Genomic DNA, 4,174 nt, shown 5'->3' on the forward strand with positions numbered 1-4,174 from the left:
CCCCCACCAAGCCCGGCCGCCACGCCCCCGGCCTGGACCTCGTCCGGTACACCGCCGCCCTCGGCACCGACCGTCCCTGGTTCGCCATCGGCGGCATCGACCTCGGCAATCTCGACCAGGTCCTGGAAGCGGGAGCCCGGCGCGCCGTCGTCGTACGGGCGATCACCGAGGCCGACGACCCGGGCGCGGCGGCGGCCGAGTTCGCGAAGAGGCTGCGGGAGAAGTAGGACGCCGGGTGTCCAAGGGGTGGACAGCAAGTACACAAATCGGTCAAATGTCCGTGCCCGGTTGGGGGACCGACCGCCCCTGGCTAACCTGCCGGTATGGCCCTCGGCACCGCATCCATCAGGTCGGACCACGCGCGCACCGTCCGCGACATGCTCGCGACCGGCAAAACGACGTACTCGTTCGAGTTCTACGCCCCGAAGACACCGAAGGGCGAGCGGAACCTGTGGAACGCGCTGCGCCGGGTCGAGGCCGTGGCGCCCGACTTCGTCTCCGTGACCTACGGCGCGGGCGGTTCCACCCGCGCGGGCACGGTCAAGGCGACCGAGGCGATCGCCTCCGACACCACCCTCACGCCCATCGCGCACCTCACGGCGGTCGACCACTCGGTGGCCGACCTGCGCAACATCATCGGCCAGTACGCCGACGCCGGGATCCGCAACATGCTCGCCCTGCGCGGCGATCCGCCCGGCGACCCGATGGGCGAGTGGGTGCCGCACCCCCGGGGCCTGGCCTACGCCGCCGAACTCGTCGAGCTGATCAAGGCGTCCGGCGACTTCTGCGTGGGCGTCGCCGCCTTCCCGGCGATGCACCCGCGCTCCGCCGACTGGGACACCGACGTCCGCCACTTCGTGGACAAGTGCCGCGCGGGCGCGGACTATGCCATCACGCAGATGTTCTTCCACCCGGAGGACTACCTCCGGCTGCGCGACCGGGTCTCGGCCGCCGGCTGCGACACCCCGATCATTCCCGAGGTCATGCCGATCGCCAGCGTGCGATCGCTGGAGCGCATCCCGTCCCTCACCAACGCCGCGTTCCCGCCCGCCCTGAAAGAGCGGATCCTCACAGCAAAAGACGATCCGGCCGCTGTACGCTCCATTGGTATCGAATTCGCCACGGAGTTCTGTGCGCGGCTGCTCGCCGAGGGAGTGCCCGGCTTGCACTTCATCACGCTCAACAACTCCACGGCGACGCTGGAAATCTACGAGAACCTGGGCCTGCACCACCGACCGCAGGCCTAGACCGTTCGCACCCGTATACGACACACTGCGTAGCGGCGACTGGGAGAGGGGCGTACATGGGCTGGGCGGTCCTCTACATCGCGTTCGGCATCGTCGCGCTGTGGCTGCTGGGCGAGGTGCTGTTGCAGTACAAGGCGCGGCTGCGCTGGCGGCTGCTCGCCTTCGTCGGTTTCCTCGGCGTCGTCGTCGGTGTCCTCATCCCGTCCGTCGTCGTGATCGGACTGGGCGCGGCCGCCTTCGCGGTCGGGCAGACGTACGTCACCCTGTCGTTCCGCAGCGGCTTCTCGGCCGGCTGGGCGATGAACGCGCCGATGCTGGGCGGCAGCAAGCGCCGCCGCGGTGAGCGCGGCCGCCAGGAGCCGACCCTGGAGGTCTCCGGCCTGGAGACGGCCGACGGCGGCTACGGCGAAGAGGCCGCCGACTACCGCCGCGAGACCAGTGCCCCCGCCTACGGCCAGGACGACGACTACGACCGCGACGACGTCTTCACCCCGTCGCGCCCCGTCCACCCGACGGCCGCCGAGACCACCGCCGTCTACGAGCCGCAGCCCGTGCCCGACGACACCGGCTCCTACGGCGTGTACGGCGACACCGGGTACCCCCAGGGCCCGGCCCCGGCCCACGACCAGTACGCCGCCACGGCCCAGGGCACCGACCAGTCCTACGGCTACGACTACTCGGGCTACGGCCAGCAGCAGGGCTACGACGCCACCGACCAGCAGCAGGGTTACGACGCCACGGACCAGCAGCAGTACGCCGCCTACTCCGACCCGTACATCGGCACGCCGACCTACGGCGGAGCCTCGTACGACAACACCTCCTACGGCGACCAGCAGTACTACGCCCAGCAGGGTTACGGCCAGGACGAGTACACCGGCACCTACGGCGGTGAGAGCCCGCCCGGCGGTGTGTGGGTCCCGCAGCAGCGCAACACCGACGAGTACGGCCAGGAACTGCCGCCGGAGCAGCAGCCGTACCCGTACCAGGGCAACGGGCAGCAGCAGACGCCCGGGAACGGCTTCGACGAGCAGTACCGCTTCTGACGAGCAGTACCGTTTCTGGAGCCTGAACACCGCCGGGGCGGCCCGCTTACTGGGAGCCCCGGAACTCCGGTCCCTCCACGATCAGTCCCGCCACCAGCGCGCCCGACATGCCCGCGTGCGGCAGTCCGCCACCGGGGTGCGCCCAGCCGCCGACGGCGAACAGACCGGGCACGCGCGTGCTGTTGGACGGATGCAGTAGCCGCCCGCCGTCCGCCGCCAGGGCGGGCACCGGCACCGCCCCGCCCTCCGCGCCGGTCGCCTCCGCGATGTCGGCCGGGGTGCGCACCTCGTGCCAGAGGAGACGGTCGCGCAGGTCGGGTACGGCGCGTTCGGCGACGGTGATCATGTTTTGGGCGAGGTCGCCGTAGGGCTCGTCGGGCCGCGCGGGTACCACCGTCGTGAGGGTGACCGCCTCGTGGTCCGGGTCCGGGACCAGCCCCGGGTCGTCGGGCCGCAGGACCGTGACCGTCGGGTGTGTGGTCCCCGCCGCCTCGCCGAACAGGGCGTCCAACTCGGCCTCGCGGTCCGCCGCGTGCACCACCGTGCGGTGTGCCGTGCCGTCGGGGCGGGGGCCGCGCAGGGCGAGCAGCACCGTGAGCCGGCTCGCCGTCGCGGGCCGCGGCGGCACGTCGCCGTCACCCCGCGTCACCGCCTGTGCGGACAGCCGGTCCAGTGTGCCGGGCGCGACACCGGCGACCACGAAGTCCGCCTCCGCGACCGTGCCGTCGGCGAGTTCCACCCCCGATGCCCGGCCGTCCTTCTCCAGCACCCCGGTCACGTCGGCGCCGAAACGGAACTCGACCTTTCGGGCCACACACCGCTCGTACACCGCGCGGGCCAGCTCACGCAGGCCGCCGCGCACGTACCAGGTGCCGAAGGCGTGCTCCATGTACGGCAGTACGGCCGCGCTCGCCGGGGTGGTCCGGGGGTCCAGGCCGTGCGCCAGGGCGTGGCTCTCCAGGAGCGCGGCGAGCCGGGTGTCCCGCAGCTCCCAGGCGCCGACCTCGGCGAGCGTGCCGGCCCGGCGGGTGCGCAGCAGCCGCTTGTGGGGCACGGCCGGGTAGGGCTCGCGCTCGGCCAGCACCTGCCAGTTGGGCCACAGCGGCTCCTCCAGGAGGGGCCGGCGGGTCCGGTCCCAGGCCTCGCGGGCCCGCACCAGGAAGTCGCCCCACCGCTGCCCGGCCCCGGCGCCGAGCGCCTCGTCCAGAGCCGCCACGACCCCCGCGCGCGAGGCGTTGGGCAGCGCCACCCGGGTGCCGTCCGCGAACACATGCCGGGACGACGGGTCGACCTGGACCAGGTCGACGCATGCCTCCAGCGGTTCCTTGCCGGTCTTGACGAACAGGTCGCGGTAGACGGCGGGCAGCGGGAGCAGGCCGGGGCCGGTGTCGAAGGAGAACCCGTCGCGCTCGAAGCGGCGCAGGGCTCCGCCGTACGTGTCCGTCCGCTCGTACACCACCACCCGGTGGCCCGCGACGGCCAGCCGGGCGGCTGCCGCCAGCGCGCCCATCCCGGCGCCGATCACCGCAATCCGTGCCATGCCAGGGACTTTATCGGCCCGCACTGACAGCCCTCGCCGAGAGCCCCCGCCGCCGGCCTCCGAGTACGGGCACGGAAGCGATCGTGACCAGTCGGCCACCCGGTGTTCTGGGGCCGCGTGCACAGGGCTGAGTACCCGTACCTAGTGAGGGAGTTGAGTACGCGCGCGGATGGGCGAGGACCTGCGAGAACGAGAGAGTGGAGGCACGGAGAGGGGCACGGCTCCGGTACCGGCGACACGGGGCGCCGGAACGGGGCCGGGCCCACGATCCGCTCCTTCCGCCGACGGTGTCGGCGGGAGCGAGGCACGGGGGAGAACCGGGGGACGACCGAACGGGGGTCCTG

At 72.5% G+C, this 4,174-nt stretch carries 4 protein-coding genes; 3 read left to right on the forward strand and 1 reads right to left on the reverse strand.

The window, feature by feature from the left end; all coding sequences use genetic code 11:
* The 3 genes from CA983_RS41195 to CA983_RS41205 all read left to right on the forward strand — a co-directional run.
* On the forward strand, nt 1–227 hold a 227-nt coding region (locus CA983_RS41195; protein WP_208637160.1), incomplete at its 5' end, for a thiamine phosphate synthase.
* A 96-nt stretch (nt 228–323) separates the two neighbouring features.
* Entirely contained in the window at nt 324–1,247 is a 924-nt protein-coding gene (gene metF, locus CA983_RS41200) for a methylenetetrahydrofolate reductase [NAD(P)H] (RefSeq protein WP_086605779.1), read from the forward strand.
* A gap of 56 nt (nt 1,248–1,303) precedes the next feature.
* Complete coding sequence (locus CA983_RS41205; protein WP_086605780.1) at nt 1,304–2,290, forward strand: SCO2102 family sporulation regulator; 987 nt, start codon at nt 1,304–1,306, stop codon at nt 2,288–2,290.
* 46 nt (nt 2,291–2,336) lie between these two features.
* On the opposite strand, the gene CA983_RS41210 is transcribed toward CA983_RS41205, so the two are convergent.
* The gene (locus CA983_RS41210) at nt 2,337–3,830 is read right to left on the reverse strand and encodes a phytoene desaturase family protein (protein ID WP_086605781.1); all 1,494 of its coding nucleotides are present in this window, start codon (nt 3,828–3,830) and stop codon (nt 2,337–2,339) included.
* Nucleotides 3,831–4,174: the final 344 nt, after the last annotated feature.

The organism is Streptomyces swartbergensis (genome assembly GCF_002148965.1).
Classification (GTDB): domain Bacteria; phylum Actinomycetota; class Actinomycetes; order Streptomycetales; family Streptomycetaceae; genus Streptomyces; species Streptomyces swartbergensis.

Coding starts and splice junctions, on each gene's coding strand:
- CA983_RS41205 (WP_086605780.1), top strand. CDS start 1,304: ATGGGCTGGGCGGTCCTCTACATCGCGTTCGGCATCGTCGCGCTGTGG.
- metF (WP_086605779.1), top strand. CDS start 324: ATGGCCCTCGGCACCGCATCCATCAGGTCGGACCACGCGCGCACCGTC.
- CA983_RS41210 (WP_086605781.1), bottom strand. CDS start 3,830: ATGGCACGGATTGCGGTGATCGGCGCCGGGATGGGCGCGCTGGCGGCA.